General features: G+C 67.1%; 24 protein-coding genes and 1 riboswitch. Of the genes, 14 read left to right on the top strand and 10 right to left on the bottom strand.

What is annotated here, in order from left to right:
- The first annotated feature begins 1 nt into the window (after position 1).
- The 12 genes from K3F48_RS12840 (at position 2) to K3F48_RS12895 (ending at position 14,166) form a co-directional block, all read left to right on the top strand.
- The gene (locus K3F48_RS12840; RefSeq protein WP_222575839.1) at positions 2-607 is read left to right on the top strand and encodes a cytochrome c oxidase assembly protein; all 606 of its coding nucleotides are present in this window, start codon (positions 2-4) and stop codon (positions 605-607) included.
- Between the two features lie 126 nt (positions 608-733).
- Positions 734-1,597 carry a cytochrome c oxidase subunit 3 gene (locus K3F48_RS12845; RefSeq protein WP_222575840.1) on the top strand — a complete coding sequence of 288 codons (864 nt, stop codon included), beginning with the start codon at positions 734-736 and terminating at the stop codon, positions 1,595-1,597.
- A gap of 97 nt (positions 1,598-1,694) precedes the next feature.
- Positions 1,695-2,075: a DUF983 domain-containing protein gene (locus tag K3F48_RS12850; protein WP_222575841.1), complete on the top strand. Its 381-nt coding sequence runs from the start codon at positions 1,695-1,697 to the stop codon at positions 2,073-2,075.
- Complete coding sequence (locus K3F48_RS12855; protein ID WP_222575842.1) at positions 2,065-2,802, top strand: SURF1 family protein; 738 nt, start codon at positions 2,065-2,067, stop codon at positions 2,800-2,802. Before K3F48_RS12850 ends, K3F48_RS12855 begins: the two co-directional genes overlap by 11 nt.
- 401 nt (positions 2,803-3,203) lie before the next feature.
- The gene (locus tag K3F48_RS12860; RefSeq protein ID WP_255608959.1) at positions 3,204-4,484 is read left to right on the top strand and encodes a hypothetical protein; all 1,281 of its coding nucleotides are present in this window, start codon (positions 3,204-3,206) and stop codon (positions 4,482-4,484) included.
- Between the two features lie 182 nt (positions 4,485-4,666).
- Positions 4,667-6,076, top strand: coding sequence for a threonine synthase (gene thrC, locus K3F48_RS12865; RefSeq protein WP_222575843.1), 1,410 nt, complete (start codon positions 4,667-4,669; stop codon positions 6,074-6,076).
- Positions 6,077-6,086: 10 nt separating this feature from the next.
- Positions 6,087-6,689: a GNAT family N-acetyltransferase gene (locus tag K3F48_RS12870; protein ID WP_222575844.1), complete on the top strand. Its 603-nt coding sequence runs from the start codon at positions 6,087-6,089 to the stop codon at positions 6,687-6,689.
- A gap of 203 nt (positions 6,690-6,892) precedes the next feature.
- Positions 6,893-7,675, top strand: a complete 783-nt coding sequence (locus K3F48_RS12875) for a WecB/TagA/CpsF family glycosyltransferase (RefSeq protein WP_222575845.1) — start codon at positions 6,893-6,895, stop codon at positions 7,673-7,675.
- Positions 7,676-8,019: 344 nt separating this feature from the next.
- Positions 8,020-9,468, top strand: a complete 1,449-nt coding sequence (locus K3F48_RS12880; protein WP_370631417.1) for a chromosome condensation regulator RCC1 — start codon at positions 8,020-8,022, stop codon at positions 9,466-9,468.
- 348 nt (positions 9,469-9,816) lie between these two features.
- A riboswitch (cobalamin riboswitch) is annotated at positions 9,817-10,018 on the top strand.
- A 103-nt stretch (positions 10,019-10,121) separates the two neighbouring features.
- Positions 10,122-12,140 carry a TonB-dependent siderophore receptor gene (locus tag K3F48_RS12885; protein ID WP_222575847.1) on the top strand — a complete coding sequence of 673 codons (2,019 nt, stop codon included), beginning with the start codon at positions 10,122-10,124 and terminating at the stop codon, positions 12,138-12,140.
- Positions 12,141-12,474: 334 nt separating this feature from the next.
- Complete coding sequence (locus K3F48_RS12890; protein WP_222575848.1) at positions 12,475-13,428, top strand: bifunctional 2-polyprenyl-6-hydroxyphenol methylase/3-demethylubiquinol 3-O-methyltransferase UbiG; 954 nt, start codon at positions 12,475-12,477, stop codon at positions 13,426-13,428.
- Positions 13,429-13,638: 210 nt separating this feature from the next.
- On the top strand, positions 13,639-14,166 hold the full coding sequence (locus K3F48_RS12895) for a hypothetical protein (RefSeq protein ID WP_222575849.1): 528 nt from the start codon (positions 13,639-13,641) through the stop codon (positions 14,164-14,166).
- Here the strand turns inward: K3F48_RS12895 and K3F48_RS12900 are convergent.
- The 8 genes from K3F48_RS12900 to K3F48_RS12935 form a co-directional block, all read right to left on the bottom strand.
- The gene (locus K3F48_RS12900; RefSeq protein WP_222575850.1) at positions 14,157-15,230 is read right to left on the bottom strand and encodes a hypothetical protein; all 1,074 of its coding nucleotides are present in this window, start codon (positions 15,228-15,230) and stop codon (positions 14,157-14,159) included. The genes K3F48_RS12895 and K3F48_RS12900 overlap by 10 nt on opposite strands.
- A 72-nt stretch (positions 15,231-15,302) precedes the next feature.
- Positions 15,303-16,262: a hemolysin family protein gene (locus K3F48_RS12905; protein ID WP_222575851.1), complete on the bottom strand. Its 960-nt coding sequence runs from the start codon at positions 16,260-16,262 to the stop codon at positions 15,303-15,305.
- Between the two features lie 5 nt (positions 16,263-16,267).
- A complete protein-coding gene (gene ybeY / locus K3F48_RS12910; protein WP_222575852.1) occupies positions 16,268-16,774 on the bottom strand; it encodes an rRNA maturation RNase YbeY in 507 nt (168 codons plus the stop codon).
- The gene (locus K3F48_RS12915) at positions 16,771-17,817 is read right to left on the bottom strand and encodes a PhoH family protein (protein ID WP_222575853.1); all 1,047 of its coding nucleotides are present in this window, start codon (positions 17,815-17,817) and stop codon (positions 16,771-16,773) included. Before K3F48_RS12915 ends, ybeY begins: the two co-directional genes overlap by 4 nt.
- Complete coding sequence (gene miaB, locus K3F48_RS12920; protein ID WP_255608964.1) at positions 17,814-19,172, bottom strand: tRNA (N6-isopentenyl adenosine(37)-C2)-methylthiotransferase MiaB; 1,359 nt, start codon at positions 19,170-19,172, stop codon at positions 17,814-17,816. The genes K3F48_RS12915 and miaB overlap by 4 nt, the downstream gene beginning before the upstream one ends.
- An 84-nt stretch (positions 19,173-19,256) precedes the next feature.
- The gene (locus K3F48_RS12925) at positions 19,257-20,060 is read right to left on the bottom strand and encodes a 1-acyl-sn-glycerol-3-phosphate acyltransferase (RefSeq protein ID WP_222575855.1); all 804 of its coding nucleotides are present in this window, start codon (positions 20,058-20,060) and stop codon (positions 19,257-19,259) included.
- Positions 20,061-20,153: 93 nt separating this feature from the next.
- Positions 20,154-20,504 carry a hypothetical protein gene (locus tag K3F48_RS12930; RefSeq protein WP_222575856.1) on the bottom strand — a complete coding sequence of 117 codons (351 nt, stop codon included), beginning with the start codon at positions 20,502-20,504 and terminating at the stop codon, positions 20,154-20,156.
- 111 nt (positions 20,505-20,615) lie between these two features.
- Positions 20,616-21,653, bottom strand: a complete 1,038-nt coding sequence (locus K3F48_RS12935) for a hypothetical protein (protein WP_222575857.1) — start codon at positions 21,651-21,653, stop codon at positions 20,616-20,618.
- 230 nt (positions 21,654-21,883) lie between these two features.
- Here K3F48_RS12935 and pgi point away from each other — a divergent pair, with 230 nt between their 5' ends.
- Complete coding sequence (pgi, locus tag K3F48_RS12940) at positions 21,884-23,530, top strand: glucose-6-phosphate isomerase (RefSeq protein ID WP_222575858.1); 1,647 nt, start codon at positions 21,884-21,886, stop codon at positions 23,528-23,530.
- Positions 23,531-23,572: 42 nt separating this feature from the next.
- Here the strand turns inward: pgi and K3F48_RS12945 are convergent, their stop codons facing one another.
- Together K3F48_RS12945 and K3F48_RS12950 are read right to left on the bottom strand one after the other, a co-directional pair.
- Positions 23,573-24,628, bottom strand: coding sequence for a Mu transposase C-terminal domain-containing protein (locus K3F48_RS12945; protein WP_222575859.1), 1,056 nt, complete (start codon positions 24,626-24,628; stop codon positions 23,573-23,575).
- Between the two features lie 42 nt (positions 24,629-24,670).
- Complete coding sequence (locus tag K3F48_RS12950) at positions 24,671-25,177, bottom strand: helix-turn-helix domain-containing protein (RefSeq protein WP_222575860.1); 507 nt, start codon at positions 25,175-25,177, stop codon at positions 24,671-24,673.
- Between K3F48_RS12950 and K3F48_RS12955 the strand changes: the two genes are divergently transcribed.
- The gene (locus K3F48_RS12955) at positions 25,176-25,487 is read left to right on the top strand and encodes a hypothetical protein (protein ID WP_222575861.1); all 312 of its coding nucleotides are present in this window, start codon (positions 25,176-25,178) and stop codon (positions 25,485-25,487) included. The genes K3F48_RS12950 and K3F48_RS12955 overlap by 2 nt on opposite strands.
- Positions 25,488-26,268: the final 781 nt, after the last annotated feature.

Below are 26,268 nucleotides of genomic sequence, written 5' to 3' on the forward strand. Positions count from 1 at the left end.
GATGAAGGAGAATGCCCCGCGCCGCGACGAGCAGGGGGCCGGGCGCTCGCGCCTCGGCCGGTCGGCCGGCGCGCTCGTGCTCGGCTCCGTCGCCATGCTGGCGCTCAGCTTCGCCTCGGTCCCGCTCTATCGCGCCTTCTGCGCCGCGACCGGGTTCGGCGGAACGACGCAGGTCGCCAAGGCGGCGCCGGCAAAGCCCGGCGAGCGGCGACTCGGAGTGCGTTTCGACGCCAATGTGGCGCGCGATCTGCCCTGGCGCTTCGAGCCGGAGACGAGCCGGGTCGTCGCGCGCACCGGCGAGACGACGACGGTCTATTACAAGGTCGTCAATCTCTCCGACCGCGAAACCATCGGCGTCGCCGCCTATAATGTCAGCCCCGACCAGGCGGGCGCCTATTTCAACAAGCTGGCCTGCTTCTGCTTTTCCGAGCAGAAGCTCGGTCCGCACGAGACGGCGGAATGGCCGGTGGTGTTCTTCCTCGATCCGGCGCTCGAATCCGACGAGACGATGAGCCGCGTCGAGGAGGTCACGCTCTCCTACACATTCTTCCCCGGCAAGGGGGCGCCCAAGGCGGCGAGCGCCGAAGGGACGAAGCCGAGGTCCTGAACGAAGCAGGATGTCGGTGAGAGCAATAAGCGATGGGCGCGCCGGCGGCGGGGCGCGACGGTCGCTCGAAGGAGCCTAGTCAACGAGAGCCGGCAGAGGCCGGCGCACTGTCTTGAGGAACTGAACATGGCGGACGGACACGCGAAACCCCAGCACGATTACCATCTCGTCGATCCGAGCCCCTGGCCGCTCGTCGGCTCCCTCGCCGCTCTCGTCACCGCCATCGGCGCCATTCACTGGATGAAGGGCCTGCCGATCTTCGGCCTGTCCTACGGCGCGCCGGCGCTGTTTTCCGCCGGTTTCGCCGGCGTGCTCTTCACCATGTGGTCCTGGTGGGGCGACATCATCCGCGAGGCCGAGCACGAAGGCCATCATACGCCGGTCGTGCAGCTGCATCACCGTTATGGGGTGATCCTGTTCATCCTCTCGGAAGTGATGTTCTTCGTCGCCTGGTTCTGGGCCTTCTTCAACTCCTCGATCTTCCCGGCCGATCCCACGCAGTTCACGCGCGCCGAGCTGTTCCATGGCGTGTGGCCGCCCCATGGCATCGAGGTGCTGAACCCCTGGCATCTGCCGCTGCTCAACACAGTCCTGCTGCTCAGCTCCGGCGCGACGCTGACCTGGGCGCATCACGCCTTGCTGCACAATGACCGCGACATAGTGAAGAAGGGGCTGATCGCCACCATCCTGCTCGGCCTCACCTTCACCTGCGTGCAGGCTTACGAATACGCCCACGCGCCCTTCGCCTTCAAAGGCTCGATCTATGGCGCGACCTTCTTCATGGCGACCGGCTTCCACGGTTTCCACGTGATCGTCGGCACGATCTTCCTGATCGTCTGCCTGGCGCGCACCTATGCCGGCCAGTTCAAGCCCGAGCAGCATCTCGGATTCGAATTCGCCGCATGGTATTGGCATTTCGTCGACGTCGTCTGGCTGTTCCTGTTCGCCTCCATCTACGTCTGGGGCAATTGGGGCGGGGCGATGGAATAGGCCGGCTCGCCGATTCCAGCGTTTTTGGAGCGCCGGCGACACGCCGGCGCTTCTTTCATTTTCGGCGTCGCCCCTGCGAGCGACGGAAAGGAAACCCATGTCCGCCGAACCCGAACGTCTCCCGTCCCCCTATCTGACCGGCCTGCTCGGCCGCTGCCCGCGCTGCGGCAAGGGCCATTTGTTCAATGGCTTTCTGAACCTCGCGCCGACATGCGACGTCTGCGGGCTCGATCTTACTTTCGCCGATGCGGGCGATGGGCCGGCGGTCTTCGTCATGACCCTCGCCGGATTCATCGTGGTCGGCGCGGCGCTCTATGTCGAGGTCGCCTATTCGCCGCCCTATTGGGTGCATTTGTTGATCTTCCTGCCTTTGACCATCATCGTCTGCGCGGGCCTGCTGCGGCCGACCAAGGGCCTGCTGATCACGCTGCAATACGCCAATAAGGCGGAGGAGGGCCGGCGCGCCGATGAGGGCTGAGGCGCGCGCGCTGCTGGGGCCGGCGGTTTTCACCGCGCTGATGGTGGCGCTGTCCTGCACGCTCGGCGTCTGGCAGCTGCGCCGGCTCGCCTGGAAGGAGGCGCTGATCGCCAAGGTGGAGACGCGCGCCCATGCCGCGCCCGTGGATTTGCCGCCGCGCTCGGAGTGGCGGTCGATGCGGCCCGAGGACTATGATTTTCTCCATGCGCGCGCGACGGGCCGTTTCGACCTCGCGCGCGAGGCGCTGATCTTCGCGCCGCCGCCGCAGGGCGCGGGCGTCGAGCCCGGCTATCGCATTCTGACGCCCTTCGCGCTGGAGGAGGGCGGGGTCGTGCTCGTCGACCGCGGCTTTCTGCCGATCTCCCTGCGCGAGACCGAGGCGCGCCGCCACGAGCCGACGGGGAAAACGACGATCGTCGGCGTGCTGAGAAGCCCTCAGGCGCGAAATCTGTTCACGCCGGCGGACGATCCGAACGCCGGCCTATTCTATACGAGCGACGCGCCGGCGATCGCCGCCGCTCTGAAGCTCGAGGACGCCGCGCCATTCACCCTGGAGCTCGACGCTGGGGACTCCGCGCCGCACGCGCCTGATTTGCCGCGCGCCTATGGCGCCAATGTCGAGCTCGTGAACAATCATTTGTCCTATGCAGTGACCTGGTTCTCCCTGGCCGCGGCGATTTTCGGCGGCTTCGTCTTCTATGCGCGGAGCCGTCACGCGCGCTCGTGACCAGCGTCGCCGAGAAAAACAACAGGGCAGTCGGGTGAAGGATAAAAATCCCTGACCCTCGTCCTGAGGAGCCGCCGCAGGCGGCGTCTCGAAGGACGGCCGCAGGGCGAAATCAAAGGCTTCTCCCCATTGCCGTCCTTCGAGACGCCCGCTTCGCGGGCTCCTCAGGACGAGGGTGATGGGGCCAAACCAATTGCGTTGACATGACTTTGTCGACTCCACAGCATGGACTCCGCTTGGAAAAAGCGGGCGTTTCGATGCTGTCTCGAGGCTCTCACGCCCGTGCAATCCGCTGGCGGCGCGGTTCCGGATCGGCGCCTCGTTCTCGACGGAACGTTTCGACCGGCTGCGCCTCGCGCGCTCGAGGCGGTTTTGAACTCATCAGATTCGAGGAGAGGCATATGAAGAGCATTCGAGCCCTGAGCTTCGTCGCCTGCGCGGCGATCTACCTCGGCCCTGCGGTCGGGCCGGCTCTGGCGGTCAGCCTGACCGAGAAAGCGATCGATGGCGTCCAGGTCTACCATTATTCCTGGACGGATTCGAAAGGGCGGCCGCGCTCCGTGTCCCTCAAGAAGGAAGGGGCGGGCAATTCGGGCCATGGCGGCTACGCCGTGCGAGCGACCTATCAATATTTGGACGGCGGCGCGTGGAAGACGAAGATCGTGAAATCCGGCTCCGCCGGCGAAGGTTTCGGCTATTTCGTCTCGCATGAGCGCGAACGTCTGTTCAGCGACGGCAAGCGCGGCACGATCGCGCAGAAGATATTCCACATCGACGATTCGCCGCTCGGGCGAGGCTTCGCGGTCACCGCCGACAAATTCACCCCGGGCAGCCAGCTGAGATTCATCCGTTTCAGCCTCGCCTATCCCCGCTATGGCACGATCGCGGCGAATGGGATCGATCCCGAGACGGGCGACGACAAGCCGCGGCTCGGCACATCGCCCGCGCTGTTCGCGAAATACAGCCTGCCTGTCCGCATCTATTGGTATTTCCAGGACGGCGCCGATTATCCGCGCATCCGGACGCAGGTGAGCCTGAGCAATCTGCCGGGCCCGGACCGCGTCAGCTTCGACGTGCGCGGCCCCTACGGAAAGCTCGACTTCGACGGAGGCGCCAATGCGATCGAGCAGGTCCGCTGGGGCGACTCCTATCACTTCGCCTCGACGACGACGCCTCTGACGCGAAACTCCAAATGGACATGGAACAGCGTCAACAGCTCCAATCGCTATTTGTCGCTCAGAGCCAAGGGTTTCGAGATGGGCCTGGTGAGCTTGGGCGGGAGCCGGCTCAACGACGGCTACGCCGACGGCCGCGGCCAGACGTCCTCCACCTATTTCAACGGCAACGGCTGTTCCTTTCAGAGCCAGCTCATTCCCTGCGATTATGAATGGCCCTACCAAGCGTCTCAATACGAGCTGCCCTATGACAATCGCAACGGAACGACGACATCGGAGAAGATGGCCTGGGGCTCGTCGCCCTATCTCGGGACCAGCTTGACGAGCACTTATGACGGCCGCGCCTCGCACCCATTCGACGGCTTCCCCGCGAACAAGACGATTTCCTATGATATCTGTCTCGTGCTCGGGACGACGATCGACGGAGGCCGGACGCGGGCGGTGGCGCGCGACGCCAAGCTGGGAACCGCCAGCTGCGCCAGAACGACGCCACTCCAAGGCGTATAGTCGCTCTGCGGAGCATCCGCGCTGCTACGACCGGGGCCGTCGCGGCGCATGCGCCGTGATCGGCCTACGTCGAAACTGGCTCGGGCTCTGCCGGACGCTCGGCCGCGCGGTCGCATAGCAGACCCGGCGCGCGCTTTCGCCGGGGCTTTTCGCGACGCCATTCGACGGCTAGAAGAAGAGTCGTGCGCTACATCTCGACCCGCGGCGAAGCTCCCGAGCTCGCTTTCGAAGACATCCTCCTCGCCGGCCTCGCCGCCGACGGAGGTCTCTACACGCCTGTTTCCTATCCGCGCCTCGCGCGGGAGGAGATCGCCGGCCTCGCCGGCCTTCCCTATGCTCGGGCGAGCGCGCGAATCCTCGCGCCTTTTGTCGGCGAGGCCTTCGCCGGCCCCGCGCTCGCGGAACTCACGCAAAGCGCCTATTCGAGCTTCCGTCACGCCGCGGTCGCGCCGCTCGCCCAGATCGGCGACAATCTGTTCGTGCTGGAGCTGTTCCACGGGCCGACGCTCGCCTTCAAGGATGTGGCGATGCAGCTGCTCGGGCGCATGATGAACGAGGCTCTGGCGCGGCGAGGCCTGCGCGCGACCATCGTCGGCGCCACCTCGGGCGACACGGGCGCGGCGGCGATCGAGGCCTTCCGCGGGCTCGACCGCGTCGACGTGTTCATCCTCTATCCGCATGAGCGAGTCTCGAATGTGCAGCGTCGGCAGATGACCACGGTCGCCGACGAGAACATCCACACGGTCGCGCTCCGGGGCTCGTTCGACCACGCGCAGGCGATCTTGAAGGCGCTGTTCCGCGATGCGCGTTTTCGCGGCGAGCTCGGTCTCGCCGGGGTCAACTCCATCAATTGGGCGCGCGTCGTCGCGCAGACGGTCTATTATCTCACCAGCGCCGTCGCGCTCGGCGCGCCGTTCCGCGCGGCGAGCTTTGCCGTGCCGACCGGCAATTTCGGCGATATTCTCGCCGGCTTCGTCGCCAAGCGCATGGGGCTGCCGGTCGAGCGCCTGCTCATCGCCACCAACGCCAATGATATTCTCGCGCGCACGCTCATGAGCGGCGCTTATGAGCTGCGCGGCGTCACGCCGACGCTGTCGCCCTCGATGGACATACAAATCTCGTCCAATTTCGAGCGCCTGCTGTTCGACATGCTCGGCCGCGATCCGGCGCAGATCCGCGCGGCGATGGGCTCGCTCGACCAATCGAGGCGCTTCTCGCTCGCGCCCGCGACGCTCGCCGCCATTCGCGCGGAGTTCGACGCCTGCTCCAGCAATGACGAGGAGACGACGGCCGAGATCGCCCGCACCTTCCGCGAGACCGGCTATGTGCTCGATCCGCACGGGGCGACGGGCGTGCGCGCCGCGCGCCGCCGGCTCGCCGAGGACCCCGCGACGCCGGTCATCGCGCTGGCGACCGCGCATCCGGCCAAATTCCCGGATGCGATCGAGGCCGCGATCGGCCGCCGGCCGCCGCTGCCCGAGCATCTCGAGCCCATTCTCACGGCGCGCGAGCGCTTCTCCATCGTCGACAATGACGTGGCGAAGGTCGCCGCCTTCATCCGCGAGCGCGCCCGCGCCGCGCGGGCGGCGTGAAGGCGCGGCCATGGCGCTGTTCGGCCTCGTCCCCAATTACCGCGACCTGCCGCTCCGCGGCGACGGCGTCTATCTGCGCATGTCGGACATGCGCGATTACGCCGCCTGGGCCGCGCTGCGCGAGCGGAGCCGCGCCTTTCTCACGCCCTGGGAGCCGACCTGGCCGGCCGATGATCTGACCCGCGCGAGTTTTCGCTATCGCGTGCGCCGCCACGCCGATGAGATGGCGCGCGACGAGGCCTATTCCTTCTTCGTGTTCCGCGCGGCGGACGATGAACTGGTCGGCGGCCTGACGCTCGGCCATGTGCGGCGCGGCGTCTCGCAGGCGGCGACGCTCGGCTATTGGATGGGCCAGCCTTTTGCCGGCAAGGGCTATATGTCCCGCGCGGTGCGCGTGGCGCTCGATTACGCCTTCACCCGCCAGCGCCTGCACCGCATCGAGGCCGCCTGCCTGCCGGCCAACGAGCCCTCCATCCGCCTGCTCGAGCGCAACGGCTTCAAGCAGGAGGGCTTTGCCCGCGCTTATCTCAACATCAACGGGCAATGGCGCGATCATCTGCTGTTCGCGCGGCTCGACAGCGATCCTCTGCCGGGCCGGCCCGGCGCGGGCTGAACGGTCTCGTATCCGCACGGCGACGCTTCGGCGCGGGCGCGTCGGGACGCTCCGCCGATCTCCCCATTTTCTCCCGGTTCTCCGCAGCTTGCGCCGCGGCCCGGCGGCGCGGCCGCCTCTGGCGCGTTTCTTTCTGCCGATCCTGCACGTCGCGATCGCGCGTTCCGGAACAGGACATGCAGGCGTAGCAAAGGTTTGGGTGAATGGCGTCGAGAGGTGGAGGACATGCTTTCGGGGCGGTGGAGACTGTCGTCGTCGGCGGCGCGCGCGTCGCGCGGCTCGGGCTCGACGAAACCGCCCGGCTGATGATAGAGACGGCGCGAGCGCCGACGCCCGAGGGGGCTCCGCTGTTCCTGACTTCGGTCAATGGCGAGGTGCTGGCGCGGCGCGACGCCGATCCCGATTTCGCCGCGCTCATCGACAGCGCCGATCTCGTCAACGCCGACGGCCAGCCGCTGGTCGTCGCCTCGCGGCTGCTCGCGCGGAAGGCGCTGCCGGAGCGCGTCGCGACGACGGACCTCTATCCGCTCGTCGCCGCCGCGGCCGAGGGGGAGGGTGTCAGCTTCTACCTGCTCGGCGCGAGCGAGGACTCCAATCGCGGGACCTTCCTGGCGACGAAGCGACGTTTTCCGCGGCTCGACATTCGCGGCCGCTGCCATGGATTTCTCACCGGCGCGGCGCTCGAGCGCAAGATCGACGAGATCGACGCGCTCGCTCCGGACATTCTCTGGCTCGCTCTCGGCGTGCCGCGCGAGCAGGAATTCGTGCGCCTTTGGCGCGATCGCCTTCGCAACGTCAAAATGATCAAGACATCTGGCGGTCTGTTCGACTTCATGGCCGGCGCCAGGAAGCGGGCGCCGCTGTGGATGCAGCAGGCCGGGCTGGAATGGGCGTTTCGGTTGGCGCAGGAGCCGCGCCGGCTGCTGCGGCGCTACGCGCTGACCAATCCGATCGCGCTGAAGCTGTTGATGCGCCACACGCGCTAGAGATTGGCGGCTCGCGTCGACGAATTCTAAGTCTCTCGAGAGTGAGCGTGGCTCGCTCAAATCGGCCGAAGCACGCCGCTCGCAAAGCGAAGAATTCCCGCCCGGCGTCTTGCGTTCGGGGCGGGAGACCAGGGCCGACAAAGTACCGCGTATCGGCTTTGGGTCCCCGGCGCGCGCCTCCGTCCGCGCCGGGGACGGCGCCTTTTTCGGCGCATGCGGACAAAGGGCGGCCCGAAGCGATGTCCTGGGTCATCGCGGCGCAGGCTCGTCCCATTGTCCTCGGGACCAATTCCGGCCAAGATCTCGCTCTATCGAGCGTATCTTTTCAATCGAGGGGGGTTTTTGTGATTCGTGGAGCTCTTCTTTGTCTCGTCGCCGGCGTCATCGCCGCCTCGACTTCCTTCGCCTCGGCGCAAAACGCCGCGATGCGGCTTCTATCGCTGGCCAATCCCTCCGCGCCCGGCGCGCGGGTGACGCTGAGAGCGGAGGTCGACGGCCTGGGCGGCGGCGCGCCGACCGGGTCGGTCTCCTTTGCCGACGGTTCCGTCCACATGGGATCGGCCCGTCTGGCCGTCCTCGGCGCCGGCCAGGCGGCCTATAGCGCCGGCGGCGGCCACACCTGCGCGCTCAGTCAGACGGGGGGACTCAAATGCTGGGGCGATAACCTCAACGCCTCCATCGGCGACGGCACGGCGACCGATCGCAAGACGCCCGTCGACGTTCCGGGGCTGACGTCCGGCGTGGTCGCGGTGGCGGCCGGCGACGGGCACACTTGCGCGCTGACACGCGCCGGCGGCGTCAAATGCTGGGGCGAGAACTCCGATGGCGAGGTCGGCGACGGCACGGTGTCTCAGCGCAAGCTCGCGCCTGCCGGCGTGGTCGGCCTCGCGAACGGAGTGGTCGCCATCGCCGCCGGCGGCAATCACAGCTGCGCGCTGACCGCCACGGGCGGCGTGAAATGCTGGGGCTATAACGGCTCCGGACAGCTCGGCGACGGCACGACGAGCACCCGCGCGACGCCGGTGAACGTCGTCGGACTGACGGCCGGCGTCATTGCGATCGCGGCCGGCGACCGCCACACATGCGCGCTGACGCGCGCGGGCGCGCTCAAATGCTGGGGCGACAATATCTACGGGCAGATCGGCGACGGCGCGACGACCAACCGGATGAAGCCGGCGAGCGTCCTCGGGCTGGGCGGCGCGGCCTCGGCCGTGTCGCTCGGCTATACGCACAGCTGCGCGCTGATGAAGACCGGCGGCGTGAAATGCTGGGGCTACAACGGCGCCGGACAACTGGGCGACGGCACCCGGATCACGCGATGGACGCCGGTCGATGTGCTCGGGCTGACCAGCACGATCGTCGCGATCGACGTCGGAAGCAATCACGCCTGCGCGCTGACCGCGGCGGGCGGCGTCGAATGCTGGGGCGAAAATCGCTATGGCCAGCTCGGCGACACGACGACGATCAACCGATCGACGCCCGTCGCCGTGGCGGGGCTGGCGAGCGGCGTCGCAGCGCTGTCGGCGGGCAATCGGCACAGTTGCGCGCTGACTGTCGGCGGCGCGTCGCTGTGCTGGGGCAGCGATTCGGACGGGCGGCTCGGCATCGGCGGCGTCGCGCCGACGATTCGCACGCGCCCCGCTTCGACGCTGAGCTTCGCCGGCCTCGTGCGCGCGAGCGCGGCGTTCACGACGCCCGCGCTCGCCGCCGGCTCGCATGCGATGAAGGCGAGCTATGGGGGCGACGCCGGACATTCGGCATCGTCCGGAACGCTCCAGCAGAAGGTCCAATGACGGAGACGAGCGCGGTGCCGGCTGCGATAGTGTCTTGCGCCAGAAAGGGCGAGCCTGAAGGCCTGCGGTCCAGATGGACTGCGAGCCTCGCGCTGGCGCGAGCGCAAACAGGCCGGCCCGGCCAGGCAATCGGGTGAAGGACTATAGCCCCATCACCCTCGTCCTGAGGAGCCCGCGAAGCGGGCGTCTCGAAGGGCGGCAACGGGGAGACATCTTTGATTGCGCCCCGAGGCCGTCCTTCGAGACGCCGCCTGCGGCGGCTCCTCAGGAACGAGGGTTGGGGATTTTATCCTTCACCCGATCGCCCTGCGGCCCGGCGGCGCGAGCTTGACTCTCGCGCGGTCTCGCCTATGACTCCTCCTCGATGGTTCCCATGTGGGATTGAATGGGAATGCGGTGAGCGTCGACGGCGGCGCGATTCCGCGGCTGCCCCCGCAACTGTGAGCGGATAGCCGAAGACCGAAAGCCACTGGAGCAAAAGTTCCGGGAAGGCGGTCTGAACGGCGAGGACCCGCGAGCCAGGAGACCTGCCATCAGTCGTGGTCACGCGCGAGAGCGTCGGGCGGGGTGCACCGGTGCGGCCGAGATCCGTTCGACGGACGGGTCGAGACCTTCGCAGTGACGGCCCACGTCCGCTGCGAGGCGATTCGTAAATGTCCTCCCTTCTTGCAAGACGCGCCGTTGCGGGCGCGCCGCTTTTTTCTGCTTCGCTCCTCATCCTTGTTCCCGCTCTCGCCTGCGCCCAGGAGGCGCTGCCCAGCCTCGAGATCGGCGCCGCCACCGTCGTCTCGGCCGATCGCGTGGAGGAGCCGGCGGCGCGCGCGACCTCCGCCGTCAGCGTGATCTCGTCGAAGGAAATCGAGAAGCGCGGCGCCACGGGCCTGCTCGAGGTTCTGCGCGGCGCGCCGGGCCTCGACTTCTATTCGTCCGGCGGCGTCGGCACGACGAGCTATGTCTATCTGCGCGGCGCGGCGCCCGGCCAGACGCTCGTGCTCATCGACGGCGTGCGCATCGGCGATCCGTCCGCGACCGACGGCGCCGTCGATTTCGGCGCGCTCGTCGCCACCGACATCGAGCGCATCGAAGTGCTGCGCGGGCCGCAATCGGCGCTCTACGGCTCCGACGCCATGGGCGGCGTCATCGACATCATCACGCGCAAGGGCGAAGGAAAGCCGAAGGGCTCCGTGCTCCTCGAAGGCGGTTCCTTCGGAACCATCCACACGCGCGCCACCCTTTCGGGAAGCGAAGGCCCGCTGTGGTACGCCTTCGCCGTCGACGCTCTGCATGTCGGCGGACATCCGCGCTTCGGCTATCGCATCACGCGGCCGCTCACCATCGGCGACGGGGTGACGCCGCTGCCGCCTCTGCCGGTCGACGATCCGACCAACAAGGGCGGCGCGAGCGCGCGGCTCGGCTATCGCTTCTCCGAGGAGCTTTCGGTCGAGGCCGCCTTCACCGGCTATGACAATGCGTTCCGCTTCGACAATCCGTTCGCCTTCGCGCCGGCGGATGTGTTCGACCGCGAGAATCACGCGCATTCGTCCTTCGGACAGGGCTATGTGCGCATCGACGCCGATCTGTTCGACCGCCGTCTGCACAATCGGCTCATGCTGTTCGGCAATGTGATCGATCGCGACATCTGGCAGGCCAACGCTTGCTTCGATGCGAGCTTTACGTCGTTCGACTGCCGGAGCGGATTTCGCGGCGAGCGTCGCGGGCTCGAATATCAAGGCGATCTGAAGCTCGAATCCCTCGGCCTTCTCACCTTCGGCGCGCGCGAGGAGACCGAGACGGTCCACACCTCGCAGGATCCCGCGCCGGCGGGGAGCTTCACGCCGATCGACGCCACGCAGACGACTCATTCCGGCTTCGCGCAGCACAAGCTCACTCTGCTCGATCGTTTCGACCTCTCCTACGGAGGCCGCATCGACGCCGTGGAGGCCAATCACACCTTCGGCACATGGCGCGCGACCGCCGCCTATCGCCTCGAGGAGACCGGGACGAAGCTCAGGGCCAGCGCCGGCACGGGGGCGCGCGTCGCCTCGCTCTATCAGCGCTTCAGCCAATATGGCGATCCGCGGCTGAAGCCGGAGACCAGCCTCGGCTATGACGTCGGCTTCGATCAGACCTTGTTCGGCGATCGCCTATTCGCTTCGGTGAGCCTGTTCGAGAATGATTTCCGCGAGCTCATCGAATATGGCTCGGCGCCGACCTGCACGGCGACGCAGCCGTTCGGCTGCTATTTCAACGTCGGCAAGGCGAAGACGCGCGGAGTCGAGTTCTCCGGCGAGGCTGCGCTCGTTCCCGGCGAATGGCGCCTGAAGGCGAGCTACACGCATCTTGCGGCAGAGGATGTCGAGAGGAACCTCGGCCTGTTGCGCCGTCCGCGCGACAAGGGCATGGCCGCGCTGGTCTATAGCGGCTTTCCCGGCCTCGAGCTGGAGGCGCGGCTCAATGTCGTCGGGCCGCGTCCCGATTACGATTTCATCACGTCGCGGCGGGTGGTGGACGCGACCTATGCGCGGCTCGACCTCTTCGCGGACTACAAGGTCAACGAACTCTTTTCCGTTTTCGCGCGCATCGAAAACATCAACGACGCGCGCTATGAGGAAATCTACAATTACGGAACGGCCGGGCGCTCCGCCTATGGCGGCGTGCGCCTGAAATGGTGACGAAGGGGCGCGCAATGCAGCGTCTCGCCGAGGTCGCCGCGCCAGTCATCGACAAGGAGACGCTCGGCGGCGACAGTCGCCCCGCTTTCATGCTAGGTTGCGCCATAGTCTCTTTCCATTCCGCGCAAGCAGAATCGTGCGGTCCGAAGGGCCTGAGCGGCCGTGAGGGGGAAGAGTTCGCCCGGAAAGGCGAGGGGAAGGCGGGACATTCACCGACCGAACCCCGGCAATCGGGCCGATAATTGCCCCGCGCGCGGCCCTAAAGCCGCGCGCGGCAATGAGTCCGCAAACCGGACAACACTGGCGCTCCTGGAGGCAAGAAATTATGGAACAAATGCTGGCCGAGAAACCGCAGGTGGCCGAGACGGCGACAAAGAGAGAAATTTACGGCGTCGAAGAATTGAAGCGCGGAGCGAGCTCCTACACGAATATTTGCTCGACATGGAACCATCCGAACCTCATTCCGCATATGAAAGCCCATGCGGAAAAACGAAAAAGGGCGTCCTCGGCCGAATATCTGAAGTCTTTCGTCACTCAATTCTATGAGGGGTCGCGCAAGAAGTTCGAAGAAGGCTTGGCGCATCCGGATCGCGACCAGTTTTTTGCCGACAATCTCATCCCATATTACAAGCTCGAAGAGGACTTCACGACCCGCATGGCCGACAAGCGGCGCTTCAGCCGCGACCTCATCGAGCGATATTTCCCGATCGCTCCGGGAGGCAAAGTCCTCGAAATCGGCTCCGCCTTCGGCATCACGACCTACCAGCTGCTCGCACGCGGCTATCGGGTCACGTCGCTCGAGCCTTCGAAATTCGCGAGCGGCGTCGCGGTGAAGGCCTTGACGCAGATCGGCGTCATGTCCGGCGACAATTTGAAGATCCTCAACGAGGGCATTCCGGCGGCGCTGACCGGGCTCGAGCCGGGGTCCTTCGACGCCGTGCTCGCGTCGAATGTGTTCGAGCATGTGCCCGATCCGGCCTATCTCGCCTCGCTGCGGCCGTTCTACGACATTCTGAAGCCGGGCGGGCTCCTGTGCATCGTTGCGCCGGACGGCAATCAGGACCTGCAGAACCTGATCAAGAACCCCGCCTATGGCAAGAGCCTCGCGTCCGCGACGCATTTCGCGGTCAAGAGCCTCGCCTATTACACGACGACCTGCGCGGCTGCGGGCTTTACGATCAAGGCCGCATTGTTCGCAGGCAAGCCGAGCTATCCGCGTTGCGTCGTCTCCGCCGAGAAGCCGGCCAGAGCGGTCGAGGCGGTTCCGTTGCAGCCGTCGTCCTGGTAAGCGCGACGCGCGACTCCTCGAAGCGGGCGAGGCCTTGTCGCCCGGGCTCGCCGAAGTCATTCACGGTCTCGCATCTGGCGCGACCGAGCTTCGTCGGGCCCCGGCGCCGACCGGGACGCAGCCGAGCGCTCACCCATGGCGGCGCGCGGCCGACTGGCGACCATCACTGCCGGGCGTCGCCGCTCGGCCGCTTTGAAGAGGAGACTTGTCATGACGCTTTCTCTCGACCGCTTCGGCGGCCTTCGCCTCGCCTGGCTCGGCGCCTTCGTCGCCGTCGGGGCCTTCGCCAGTTTCGGCGTCTCCTGCGCGGCACCCTTCGCCGCTTTCGCGGCCATCGCCGCGATCGCCAATCCGCGTGGCGCGGCGCTGGCGCTGACCGCCTCCGCCTGGCTCGTCAATCAGGTCGTCGGCTTCGCCGTCCTGCATTATCCGTCCGATCCGGAGACGCTCGGCTGGGGCGGCGCGCTGCTCGCCGTCGCGCTGCTCGGCTGCGAGACCGCGCGTCTCGTCGCGCCGCGCGCCGGCGTCATTGCGGCTTTCGTCGCGAGCTTCGTCGCTTATGAGGGCGCGCTCTATCTCGCCACTGTGGCGATGGGCGGCGTCACCACCCATTACGCGCCGGAGAGCGTCGCGCGCCTCTTCGCCATCAATGCGGCCGCTTTCGCCGTCTTGTTCGCGGCGGGCAAGCTCGCCTCGGCGATCGTGGCGCGGCGCGCGCGCGCCGTCGTTTACGGCTGAGCGTCGCGGCGCGGATCGGCCGCGCCGAGCTTTTGCGCGAGCGCGAGGCTCGCGGCGACGAAGCGCCGTTGTTCGAGCAGGCGCTTCGCGCGCTCCTCTATGATCGCCGCGGCGGCGTGATCGGCAGCCGCCGCGGCCGCCATGCGCGGCAGCTCGAGCGATGTGAGCGGCGCCAGCCTTTCGATGTCTTCATCGACCAGAGCGACGAGCCGCGCGCGCCGCTCGTCGTCGACGCGCAGCCGATCGTCCGCGCGTCGCGGCGTCGCCGCGAGCGAGCGCAAGATCGCCGATCGCATCGACGTCAAAGCGAGGTGGCGCAGATAGCCGCGTCGCGGAAACGTCTCGCGGTCGCCGATGATCTCGTTGACGCGGCGCATCGCCTCGAGCGCGCTCGCGCCCGGATCGGCGTTGACGCGAACGCCGCGCTTCGGCGGCGCGCCGTCGAAGCCGAGCATCTCGGTCCACAACAGCTCGACGATGTCGCGCGATTTGCGGAAGGGGAAGATCGCGACCCGTTCGGCGCCGAACACGCGGCGCCAGCGCGAGATCGTCTCCGCATAGCGGCAATACCAATTCTGAGGAACGAGCAGCTCGTCGACAAAGGCGTCGAGCGTGAGGCTGCGGCCGGCGCGGATCGTGCTCGAATAGGCCGAATAGACGCGCTCCTCGTGGGGGCGCAGCACGATCGCGATGCGGCAGTCGAAGCCGGCGAAATCCTCGGCGAGCTTCTCGATCTGGAACGGATAGAGCCGCGAGGAGAGATGCTCGGCGCTGACGAGCGCCGTCGGCGCGGCGTCGCGCTCGATCTCGGCGGCGAGCGAATCGACGACGGAGCGGCGGCCCTTCCACGAGCGCGCGAGATTGAAATCGGCCCAGCCCGCGCCTTCGTAATAGCCGGCGACGAGCGCCGCATGATTGCGGCTGCGCCGCGAGAAAGCGAGGTTCTGCGTCGGATAGAGCACGCCGCGCGCGGCGAGGGCGCGGCGATGCGCATGACAGAAGCGCTGGAACGAGCTGGTGCCGGTCTTTTCCAGCCCGATGTGGAAGATGATCGTCTTGGGCATGTTTTGCGCGTGATCTATCGCTCGGGGGCCGCCGCCCTCCTGCGGCTTCGTCGAAGGGCGACTCCTCTCGCGCTATTTCGGCGCATGCACCAGCAGCCGGCCGACGCGGCGCGGGTCGGCCTCGACGATCTCGAACTCCCAGCCCTCGATCGGCGCCGGCACGATCTCTCCGCGCATCGGCACATGGCCGGCGAGCGAGGCGACGAGGCCGCCGAGGGTCGTCACCTCCGCGCCCGTATCCTCCGGCCCGAAATCGACGCCGAGCCGGCGCGAGACCTCCTCGAGATCGGCTTTGGCGTCGACCATATAGACGCCTTCGGAGACGGTTTCTATGCGCGGCTCCTCGTCGACGTCATGCTCGTCCTCGATGTCGCCGACGATCATCTCGACGATGTCCTCCATCGTCGCCAGCCCATGCGTGCCGCCATATTCGTCGATGACGAGAGCGAGATGGGTGTGCGTCGCCTGCATTTTCACGAGCAGGTCGAGCGCGGGCATGGACGGCGGCACATAAAGCACCGGCTTCAGCACGTCGATGGTCGAGAGCGGCGCGGAAAAGTCGATCGCCGCGAGCGAGGCGGTCGGCGCATGTTCTCCGGCCTCCGCCGGCGCGCCGGCCGTCGCCGGCTCGGCGCGTTCGGCGAGCGAGGCGAGATAATCGACGAAGTCGCGAATGTGGATCATGCCGCGCGGATCGTCGAGCGTGTCGAAATAGACGGGAAGGCGCGAATGGCCCGCGTTGCGGAACAGAGCCAATGTCTCGCCGAGCGTCGCATCCTGGCCCACGGCGACGATGTCGGCGCGCGGCACCATGGCGTCGGCGACGCGCAGATCATGCAGCGCCAGCACGTTTTTCAGCAGAACGCGCTCATGCGGCGTCACGTCGCCGCTCGCGTCCTCCAGCGCTTCCTCGATATCCTCGCGCACCGAGGCGGAGCCGAAGCCGATCAGAGCGCGCAGCCGATCGACGATGCCGATCCGCGGCTCGCCGCGACGCGAACCCGCATGCTCGCCGTTATCGATCCTAGACATTGCCTTCAGCAGTTCCCCATTGTGGAAGGCCCGTCCACGAGCTCGGAGCCTTCGTAAGGATCGGCGAGGCCGAGCGACGCCGCGATGCGGCGCTCCAGCGCCTCCATCGCCTCGGCCTCGTGCGGCGATTGATGGTCGTAGCCGATCAAATGCAGAAATCCGTGGATGATCAAATGCGTGAGATGAGCCTCGAAGCTCTTGCCCTGCTCCTCGGCCTCCCGCGCGACCGTCTCATGGGCGATGACGATATCGCCGAGCGCGACGCGCCGCGCCAGCGGACCCGGCGTCTCGAAGGAGAGGACATTGGTCGGCTTGTCGATGCCGCGCCACTGCGCGTTCAATTCGCGGATGGCCGCGTCGTCGGTGAAATTGACGCTGAGCTCGCAATCTCGCGCGAGCTGCGCCGCCGAGACGGCGACGCACTCGCGCACGGTACTCTGCGTGAGCTCGTCGAGGCCCGCCTGCTGCTCCCAGCGGGGGGCCGTGACGATGATGTCGATAGAAAGGCTCATGACTCCCGAGACTTTGCTCTTTCCCGTCCGGCCGCCTCATAGGCGCCGACGATCTGCCGCACGAGATCGTGGCGCACCACGTCGCCCTCGGCGAATTTGACCCGGCCGACGCCCTCGATGGTCGAGAGCAAGGCGATCGCCTCGCTCAATCCGGATTTCTGGCCGGGCGGCAGGTCGGTCTGCGAAGGATCGCCATTGACGATCATACGCGATCCTTCGCCCAAACGGGTCAAAAACATTTTCATCTGCATCGAGGTGGCGTTCTGCGCCTCGTCAAGCAAGATGCAGGCCTTGGTCAGCGTGCGCCCGCGCATGAAGGCGAGCGGGGCGACCTCGATCATGCCGGTCTGAATGCCGCGCTCCACCATGCGCGCATCCATGAAGTCGTGCAGTCCATCATAGATCGGGCGCAGATAAGGGTCGACCTTCTCGCGCATGTCGCCGGGCAGGAAGCCGAGACGCTCGCCGGCCTCGACGGCGGGACGCGACAGAATGATGCGCTCCACCGCGCCCTGCTCGAGCAGGGAGACCGCATGGCCGACGGCGAGCCAGGTCTTGCCGGTGCCCGCCGGCCCTTCGGCGAAGACCAGCTCATAGCGCTTCAGCGCGCGCAAATAGAGGTCCTGGGCCAGATTGCGGGCGCGCACCGGGCCGCGGCGGCGGGTCGAAATCTGCTCGAAAACGGCGCGGCCGGCGTCGGCGTCGGGGAACAGCGATCCCTGCCGGGCGCATTCCTGAATGGCGCCGTCGACGTCGCCGAGGCCGACGCTCTGGCCGAGCTGCACGCGGCCGTAGAGAATCTCCAGCACCCTGCGGGCGTGCTCGCAGGCTTCGGAGCGGCCCCTCAGGGTGACGTGATTGCCATTGGCGAAGCAGACGATCTCGAGCTTGCGCTCGATCTTGGCGAGATTCTGGTCATAAAGGCCGAAGACCAGCGAAGCGTAGCGATTATCCTCGAAGGCGAGCGTGATCTCGGCTTCCGGTTCGCCGGGACGCGCCGCGTCCGGCTGCTCGAACACCCTTAGCTCGCGCTGAAGCCTCACAGGGCAGCCTCCCTCATGGGCCCGCCGATTCGTCCAGCGAGCGAATTGGAGCCGGCGGCGAGGATCGTCACCGGCAAGAGCGAGCCGATCAGCTCGGAGCCGCCGGTCACGTGAACCGCCTGCATATAGGGACTTTTGCCGGCGATCTGACCCTCGTGCCGGCCCGGCTTCTCGAACAATACCTCGACCGTCCGCCCCACTGTGGCGGCGTTGAACGCCTGGCGCTGCTCCTCGAGCAGTGCCTGCAGAATGGCGAGCCGCTCGGTCTTGGCCGCTTCGGCGATCTGGTCGTCGCGCTCGGCCCCGGGCGTGCCGGGCCGCGGCGAATATTTGAACGAGAAGCTGGAGGCGAAGCGGGTCTCTCGGACGAGAGCGAGCGTCGCCTCGAAATCGGCCTCCGTCTCGCCGGGAAAGCCGACGATGAAATCGGAAGACAGCGCGATGTCGGGCCGCGCCGCGCGCAGACGCTCGACGATGTCCGAGTAAAAATCCGCGTCATGGCGCCGGTTCATCGCTTTCAAAATGCGATTCGAGCCCGATTGCACGGGCAGATGCACGAAGGGCGCCAGCATCGGAAGGGACGCATGGGCGTCGATCAGCTCCTGATCCATGTCGATCGGATGGCTCGTGGTGTAGCGCAGGCGCGTGACGCCTTCGATACAGGAGAGACGCTCGAGCAGGCGGGGCAGGGACGACGGGGCGCCAGTCTCTGCGACGCCGCGATAGGCGTTGACGTTCTGGCCGATGATGGTGATCTCGCGCACGCCGGCGGCGGCGAGCGCCGCCGCTTCGGCGACGATCTCGGCGACAGGTCGCGACACTTCCCCGCCGCGCGTGTAGGGAACCACGCAGAAGGAGCAGAATTTGTCGCATCCCTCCTGCGCCGTGACGAAGGCCGCGACGCCGCGCGGAATGGGCGCGCCGCGCAGCGCCTGGAATTTTTCCGCGACGGCGAAATCGGTTTCGGCGACTCGTTCGCCGGCCTCGGCGCGGGTCAGCAGCTCGCCCAGCCGGTGATAGCTCTGCGGGCCGATGACGAGGTCCACCGCACGCTGGCGGCGCAGCACCTCGACGCCCTCGGCCTGGGCGACGCAGCCGGCGACGACGATGCGGAAGTCCCGGCCCTCGGCGCCGCGCTCGGCCTTGAGCCGCGCGAGCCGGCCGAGCTCGGAATAGACCTTCTCGGTCGCCTTCTCGCGGATGTGGCAGGTGTTGAGCACCACGAGATCGGCGTCGTCCTCGCTTCCCGCTTCGCCATAGCCGCGGCCGGCGAGCAGATCCGTCATCCGCTCCGCGTCATAGACGTTCATCTGGCAGCCGTATGACTTGACGAAGGCTTTCGTTCGCCCGGGCAATGTCTCGCTCGGGCTTGCGGTGAGCGGAAGCGGCGCGCTGGATTTCGAAGCGGTGTCGGAAATGTCGGTTTCTCCTCGCGGCCGTCACGTCTCTTTCTGCGGGGCGATCTTACCCCCCTCGGCGCCGCCCGCAACGCCTCCCTCGAGGAGCGCCCGCACCCGCTGCTCGGTCGCCTGGGCGAGAGCCTTGCGGTCGCCGGCGCGCGGGTCCACCGCCTCGCCCCACAGTATATGACATTTTGCGCCGCCGCGCTTCATCAGGCTCCATAAATGCGGAAGAAAAGTCATGTCGCCATACCAGCCGACGTCGAAGCGTCCGTCGCCTTTCGCTTTTTTCGCCGCATAGATGATCGCCGCCGGGGCGAGGACCGGCGCTGCGCCGTCCTCGCCGAGGCCGGTCAACATGGCGAAATGGGAGGCGTTGAACTTCAGCACGCCGGAGCCGTCGCTGGAGGTCCCTTCGGCGAAGATCACGACGTCCTCGCCGCGGCCGAGCCGCTCGGCGAGGGCGGCGTTGACGATCGGGATCGCTCTGCGATTGCTGCGATCGACGAAGATCGTGCCCTGCAGTCGGGCCAGAAAGCCGAGCACCGGCCAGAGCGCGACCTCGCGCTTGGCGAGGAACACCAGGGGATAACGGCTGGCGAGCGCGATGATGTCGGTCCAGGAGACATGATTGGCGACGACGAAGCGCGGCGCCGCGTCCGGCGGCCGACCCTCCTCGCGCACCTCTATGCCGATGATCGCGCACATGGTCCGGCAAAAGCCGGTTTGAATGCCGTGGCGAATGGCCCAGCCGCGGCGGCGGGCCAGCCATTGGAGGGGAACGAAGAGGACGAACGCCCCGGTCATCGCCAGGACGAAAGCGATCGCGCGCAGATAGGCCATGACCCTTCTTTCAACGCGCGAACGACAGTTTCGTGACACGCGCATGCGTGACGCGGAGAATGAGGCGCCTCGGCGTCACGCCGCGCCGCGATCTCAGTCGTTCCAGCGGGACCTCATGCAGTTGTAGAACCGGTCCTGGAGAGCGTTGCCGCGGGCGTAGTCGCCGTTTCGAAAGGCTGCCCGCGACGCCGCGTTGAACCTGTGGCAGTCTTGCCAGCGTCCGGCGCCCGGATAGCCGGAACGCCCGCCGCGACGCGGCTCCCATCGCTCGCCGCCGCCGCGCGATCCGCTCCAGCCGCCTCCGCCTCCGCCTTCGCCGCCCATCATGCCGCCCGCATGGCTCGGCGGCGCGGCGAGCGCGCCCACTGCGAGCACGGCGATCGCGGCCAGAGTCTGTTTTCGGATGGAGAGCGGCGCGGGCGATTTTTGCATTTCCCTGAGCATGACGACCCCCTTCGCTCCGGATTGAGGAGGAGTGCGGTGAGACGACGCGCTAAGTGGGGCGACGGCGGCGACCCGCAAGCCCGGCGCGCCTTCCGCCGCCGCGCTCGCCGATCAGGCCGCGCTCGCTTCCGCCCCATCGGCGAGGCGAAAATCGCGCGTCGCCGGCTCGGGAAGCTGCCGCCAGGGCGCGCATTCATAGCCGCGGGCGGAAAGGTCTCCCGCGCCCCGCGCGCTCATTTCGACGACGAGGCGCGTCGTATGGTTGAGCACGGGCGGAACCGCCCAGGCGAAGGGCGGCGCGGCGGCCGGCGTCGCGCGCAGGGCGGCCTTGCGCGCCTCGTTGTTCTGATGGCCCATGCGCGCCCGCCAGCCGGCGGCCGGCTCCTGCCAGTCATTGGCGACGCTCACAGGGCCGCGCAGCACGCGCGCCTCGCGCTCGGTGCGCTCGATCAGAGCGATCTCGTGCCGAGCGGTTCCGGTCAGGGTGAACAGCACCGGCCGCGCCAGCGGCTCGCGCGCGAGAAGCGCGACCGCTTCCTCGAAGGTCGCGCAGGTCTCGAAGGCGAGGCGCAGCAGATGGTCGGGCGGCCAGCCGTTCTCCTGCGCCAGCGCGTCGCGCAGATTGAGCGCGAAATCGAAGGGAAAGGCGAGGAGTCCGTCGCGGCGCCGGCGCATCGGCGCCTGATTGACGACGGCGGCGAAGCGTCCGGGCGCCATCGCCGTCAGCACGCCGACCGCGCCGGGCCAGGTGGCGTTGTAGAAGCCGCCGGCGGGGCCCCGCTGCCAGGCGATCTCGACGCCGCGGCCGAGGCCGCGAAAGGGCCAGTCCAGCGAGCGGCGCAACGCCGGCGCGCCGTCCGGACCGACATGGGCCGAGGTCGTGCAGGCGAAGAGATAGGACATGTTGAGCGCGACCGCGCCATGGAACCCGAGAATCTCGGCGACCTGCTCGAGATCGCGCCGGTAGAGCGAGCCCGATTTGCGCAGCCAGGCGGCGGCGAGCCTGTCGACGGGGGCGAGGCAGACATGACTCCAGCGCGGCGCCGGCGCGAGGCAGGCGTCGCGCAGCGCGGCCGCGGCCTCGAAACGCGCCGCGGCATGGGCGATCGGTCCGCCGTCACGCACATCAACGAAGGGAATCTGCCGCATACGGGTTCCTCAGGCGTTGTCATTCAAGCGATACAAATCTCACATGTAACTGTCATAAAACAGTCGGAAAGCGAGGGCCCCGCGGCCTCGCGCATTCACGCGCGCGCGGCGTCGCCTCGGGCGTTTTGCGCGGGACCGCGCCCCGGCATGTTCTCGAAGGGCGCGTTCGGGCTAGATAGAGCGTCGGCGGGCGAATCGCGTCCTCGCCCCGCGAAACAGGGTGGAACCGCATGTCTCGTCCCGATGTCCTCGAAGCGATGGCGGCGCTGCAGGATCACGCGCGCATGCTGCGCGCACGGCGCACGACCGAGCTGTTTTCGGCCGATCCCGGCCGTTTCGCCGCCTTTTCGGTGGCGCTCGACGATTTCCTCTTCGATTTTTCCAAGCACAGGATCACGCGCGAGACGCTCGGCCTTTTGGTCGCGCTCGCCCGCGCGGCCGATGTCGAGGGGCGGCGGGCGGCGCTGTTCGCCGGCGAGCCGGTCAATTCGACCGAGCATCGCGCGGCCGCTCACATGGCGCTGCGCGATCTCGGCGCAGGACCGCTCCTCGTCGGCGGCGAGGATGTGCGGCGCATGGTCGCGGCCGAGCGCGCCAAGGTCTATGATTTTGCCCGAGCCATCCGCTCCGGCGCGCTGCGCGGCGCGGGCGGCGAGCCTTTCGCCGACATCGTCAATATCGGCATCGGCGGCTCCGACCTCGGCCCGGCCATGGCGGCGCGCGCGCTGTCGCCCTTCGCCGCGGGCGGTCCGCGCACGCATTTCATCGCCAATGTCGACGGCGCCGATATTGCCGACACTCTGAAGAGTCTCGATCCCGCCCGCACTCTGTTCATCGTCTCGTCGAAGACCTTCACGACGCTGGAGACGATGACCAATGCGCGGAGCGCGCGCGCCTTCATCGTCGCGGCGCTCGGCGAGGCGGCGGTCGGCGCCCATTTCGCCGCAGTGTCCACGCGGCTCGACAAGGTCGCCGCCTTCGGCATCGACGCCTCGCGCGTGTTCGGCTTCTGGGATTGGGTCGGCGGGCGCTATTCGCTGTGGTCGTCGATCGGCCTGTCGCTGGCGATCGCCATCGGCCCCGAGCATTTCACCGAATTTCTGCGCGGCGGCGCCGACATCGACGCGCATTTCGTCACGGCGCCGCTCGACCGCAATATTCCGGCGCTGATGGCGCTCATCGGCGTGTTCCATCGCAATGTCGAGGGCAGGGCGGCGCATGCCGTCATTCCCTATGACCAGCGCCTCGCGCGCTTTCCCGCCTATTTGCAGCAGCTCGACATGGAGTCGAACGGCAAGTCGGTCGCGCGCGACGGCGGCGTCGCCGAATTCGCCACCGGGCCGATCGTGTTCGGCGAGCCCGGCACCAATGGCCAGCACGCATTTTTCCAGCTTCTCCATCAGGGAACCGACGTCACGCCGATCGATTTCCTCGTCGCCGCCGAGCCGATCGACGCCGACGTCCATCATCACGCGCTGCTGTTCGCCAATTGCCTCGCGCAGAGCGAAGCCTTTATGCGCGGACGTACGCTGGGCGAAGTGAAGGCGCTGCTCGCGGCGCAGGGGCTCGGCGAGGCGGAGATCGCGGCGCTCGCCCCGCACAAGGTGTTTTCCGGCGATCGGCCGAGCAGCGTGCTGCTCTATCGCCGGCTCGATCCGCGCACGCTCGGCCGTCTCGTCGCGCTCTATGAGCACAAAGTGTTCGTGCAATCGGTGATCTGGGACGTCAATCCCTTCGACCAATGGGGCGTCGAGCTCGGCAAGGAGCTGGCGAATCGCCTCGCGCCGATCGTGGAGAATGCGTCGGCGCCGCTCGACGAGCTGGATGCTTCGACCGCCGGGCTGATCCGCTGGCGCCGGGAGAGGGTGGAGAGCTGATCATCGACGCGCGCCTCGAATAGCGAGCCTTCAGGCTCGCTCTCAGCGCGCTGCCGATTGAAAGGGGCAGGACGAGACGCATTTTTGCGCGCAGGCGGTCGCCGAGGCGCCATAGGCGTTGGGCGCGTCGCGCAAATCCTCGTCCGCATCGGCCCGCGAGTCCGCCGCATCGGCCCGCTCCTCGCTCCAGCCGCAGCAATCTGCGGCGAGCGCCAGGCTCGCCCGCGATTCGGCGCGCAAGGCGTCCGCCCGATCATTCGCGATCAGCGCCTTGACGAAACGGCCCGAGGGGCGGCGCACGAAAATGCGCGAAAGATCACGCGGATCATATTTGACCGGCAGGCGCCGGCGTCCGGCCTCGACATCGTCGGCGAGAGCGCGCGACCAGAATAGGCGGCCGAGCAGGCTGACCCCATCGTCGCCGAGCGCGCAATCCTCCTGTGGCAGAAAGTCGAGGCGAAAGGCGACGCAATCGGCCGGCGCGCGGAACTGCGCTCCTTCGGAGAGCGCCCGCCAGGTGGAGAGCGGCGCGCGGCGCAGATCGGCGTGGCGGCGGCGCAGATAATCGCTCGCGATGGCCGCGCCGATGCGGCGCTCCAGCGCGTCGAGCGACAGGCGCAGCGGCGCACGAATGTCGTTCTCGCGCAGGCGGATCGGCTCGGCGTCGGTCAAGAGCCGCAGCTCGCCGAGGCGATCGCCGATCAGCGCCTCGATATGAGCGCCATAGCGGCGTCCGTTGGGCGCGCTCCAGACGGTCTCGACGCCGACATTGCGGCAGGCGCGGGCGAAGGCTCGGCGGCCGAAGAAGCTGTCGGCGTCGACATGGAGCATGTCCGGCAGGCCGGCGACTGGCCATTCGACGGCAAGCCCGCGCTCGGCGAGCCAGCGGCTCTTGTCGCAGACCGAGTGGAGGAAGCACAGGCTCGCCGACAGCAGCGTCGGCGGCGCCAGCGTCAGGTGAAAGCCGGTCACGACGCGCGTCGCGGCGTCGATCCCGAGCGCGATCCACGGCCGGCCGAGCGCGCGGCCGGTCTCCTCGTCGATAATGATCGCATCCACTTGGGCGTGATCGATCTGGACCGCCTCGAGCGGCCGCATGGCCTCTGATCTCTTACGCACCTTGCCGCCGCATCGGTTCGGTTATTCGGATTCGCTGCGCCGCCGCGCGCGCGTCTCCACATCGACATCGTGCACGCGCGCCTTGATGGTCCGCCAATTCGGCGCCGGCAGGCGCTCCTTGAGGCAGCGCTTGTTGATCTCGCGCACGAGCTGGCTGAACTTCGGCCGCGAGGGCTGCAGATAGAAGTTTTCGATGGCGTCGCGGATCAGAAACTCGCGCGTCGCGTCGAGCACGCGCGCTCCCTTCGGCCGGCCGACCGGCCGGGTGAAGGGCGAGGTCACGGCGCCGCAGGTGCGGAAGGTCTTGATCATGCGATAGGCGGTGGCGCGGCTGACGCCGAGGTCGCGGGTCAGATTCTGGATCGCGCCCTGCGACAGCCGCTCGCCTTCGCGCGTCAGCAGCTCGCGGATCTTCTCCTCGCGGCGACGCTCCTCGTCCGGACGACGGCTGCGTCTCTCGTCTCTCTCGTTCGCTGGCTGCGGCGCCGCCACTGCGGGACCGTCGGGCTCGAGAAGGTTCCCACTCATGTTCTCGGCGCTCCTCGCGAAAGCTCGTCTGCTTGCTCCCGTCACGGCGGGGCGCTTGCGCCGCCCCCGTGACCAGGAGAGTTTTTCTCATGTTTTCAAAACCGAACACAATGTTCGATTTTTCGCTTCCGAGCGCTTCCGCGACCCGTCGCCGCGGGCGCCGATCCGCTCGGCGGCCGCCGTCTCTCATAATCTGCACAAAAAAATCCCAGTCGGACAGGCATTTTCGGCCGATCCGAGCAAAATTGGAAGAATTCAAAATTCGGTCGAGGTGGTCGAAAGTCGAACAGACTTCAGTCTTGCTACATAATGTCGCATCGACGTAACCGATAGTCGAAGCGTAGCGCATGTCGACACGTAATCGATCCTTGCGAACACTGGCGCGCGGCCCGCCGACCGCGCATGAAGAAACCCGGGTCCGTCGTTGCGTTCCCGGGTTCGGGGCGTGACGAGTCACGCGCGACTCGTCAGAGGTTGAGCGCTCTGTTGACCGTCGGAATGAAGATCGCGAACACGAACACTGTGACGAGAATCCACAGCGCGACCCATTTGAGCTCGTCAGCTTTGTGCAGCATGTTTTGAGGCTCCTCCCTCTTTTGCTTTGGAATTTCTCCGACGCCGCGCCGCTCTGCGGCCCATCGGCGTCCGTCACCTTCTTGATCCAAGATTCTCCCGCCCACAACGAGCGTCGGCGGGCGGCACAATGTCGCATGTCTTGGACGATAAAGGCCGTCTCGCTGTTTTGATGCAAGTATCATTCAAAAATACAGTGGAATATGCTTAGGCGCGCGTGGAAATCTCACCTTTCTGTAGCACGATAGTATCAAAGTAAAATACGAATAAAGTATTTAATACATGGAGTGCTGCATAATGTCGCATGTATAATACTTGTTGTCGATTGACATGCAAGGCTTACGCGGTGTTAGTCTCGACGATGCGGCCGGCCAATACAGCAATGCTGCAGCATATCCGTCGCATGGAAAGAAATTCTGCGACAGCATTGCGTCGCGCGCCGTCGGACAGCGGCCAGGGCGGCCGGCTCGCGGGGAGAAAGACGTCGTCTGAACAAGGTGGAAAGCCTTTCCGCCGAC

Origin of the sequence: Methylosinus sp. Sm6 (assembly GCF_019802345.1) — a bacterium.
Classification (GTDB): Bacteria; Pseudomonadota; Alphaproteobacteria; order Rhizobiales; family Beijerinckiaceae; genus Methylosinus.

Excerpts from the sequence above, each read along its gene's own strand:
- K3F48_RS12950 (WP_222575860.1), bottom strand. The coding sequence starts at position 25,177 with ATGAGTGGGAACCTTCTCGAGCCCGACGGTCCCGCAGTGGCGGCGCCG.
- K3F48_RS12945 (WP_222575859.1), bottom strand. The coding sequence starts at position 24,628 with ATGCGGCCGCTCGAGGCGGTCCAGATCGATCACGCCCAAGTGGATGCG.
- K3F48_RS12905 (WP_222575851.1), bottom strand. The coding sequence starts at position 16,262 with ATGTCTAGGATCGATAACGGCGAGCATGCGGGTTCGCGTCGCGGCGAG.
- K3F48_RS12855 (WP_222575842.1), top strand. The coding sequence starts at position 2,065 with ATGAGGGCTGAGGCGCGCGCGCTGCTGGGGCCGGCGGTTTTCACCGCG.
- K3F48_RS12935 (WP_222575857.1), bottom strand. The coding sequence starts at position 21,653 with ATGCGGCAGATTCCCTTCGTTGATGTGCGTGACGGCGGACCGATCGCC.
- K3F48_RS12860 (WP_255608959.1), top strand. The coding sequence starts at position 3,204 with ATGAAGAGCATTCGAGCCCTGAGCTTCGTCGCCTGCGCGGCGATCTAC.
- K3F48_RS12895 (WP_222575849.1), top strand. The coding sequence starts at position 13,639 with ATGACGCTTTCTCTCGACCGCTTCGGCGGCCTTCGCCTCGCCTGGCTC.
- K3F48_RS12845 (WP_222575840.1), top strand. The coding sequence starts at position 734 with ATGGCGGACGGACACGCGAAACCCCAGCACGATTACCATCTCGTCGAT.
- K3F48_RS12840 (WP_222575839.1), top strand. The coding sequence starts at position 2 with ATGAAGGAGAATGCCCCGCGCCGCGACGAGCAGGGGGCCGGGCGCTCG.
- K3F48_RS12875 (WP_222575845.1), top strand. The coding sequence starts at position 6,893 with ATGGCGTCGAGAGGTGGAGGACATGCTTTCGGGGCGGTGGAGACTGTC.
- K3F48_RS12870 (WP_222575844.1), top strand. The coding sequence starts at position 6,087 with ATGGCGCTGTTCGGCCTCGTCCCCAATTACCGCGACCTGCCGCTCCGC.
- K3F48_RS12890 (WP_222575848.1), top strand. The coding sequence starts at position 12,475 with ATGCTGGCCGAGAAACCGCAGGTGGCCGAGACGGCGACAAAGAGAGAA.
- K3F48_RS12930 (WP_222575856.1), bottom strand. The coding sequence starts at position 20,504 with ATGCTCAGGGAAATGCAAAAATCGCCCGCGCCGCTCTCCATCCGAAAA.
- K3F48_RS12955 (WP_222575861.1), top strand. The coding sequence starts at position 25,176 with ATGTTCTCGGCGCTCCTCGCGAAAGCTCGTCTGCTTGCTCCCGTCACG.
- K3F48_RS12885 (WP_222575847.1), top strand. The coding sequence starts at position 10,122 with ATGTCCTCCCTTCTTGCAAGACGCGCCGTTGCGGGCGCGCCGCTTTTT.
- K3F48_RS12900 (WP_222575850.1), bottom strand. The coding sequence starts at position 15,230 with ATGCCCAAGACGATCATCTTCCACATCGGGCTGGAAAAGACCGGCACC.
- ybeY (WP_222575852.1), bottom strand. The coding sequence starts at position 16,774 with ATGAGCCTTTCTATCGACATCATCGTCACGGCCCCCCGCTGGGAGCAG.
- K3F48_RS12925 (WP_222575855.1), bottom strand. The coding sequence starts at position 20,060 with ATGGCCTATCTGCGCGCGATCGCTTTCGTCCTGGCGATGACCGGGGCG.
- K3F48_RS12850 (WP_222575841.1), top strand. The coding sequence starts at position 1,695 with ATGTCCGCCGAACCCGAACGTCTCCCGTCCCCCTATCTGACCGGCCTG.
- pgi (WP_222575858.1), top strand. The coding sequence starts at position 21,884 with ATGTCTCGTCCCGATGTCCTCGAAGCGATGGCGGCGCTGCAGGATCAC.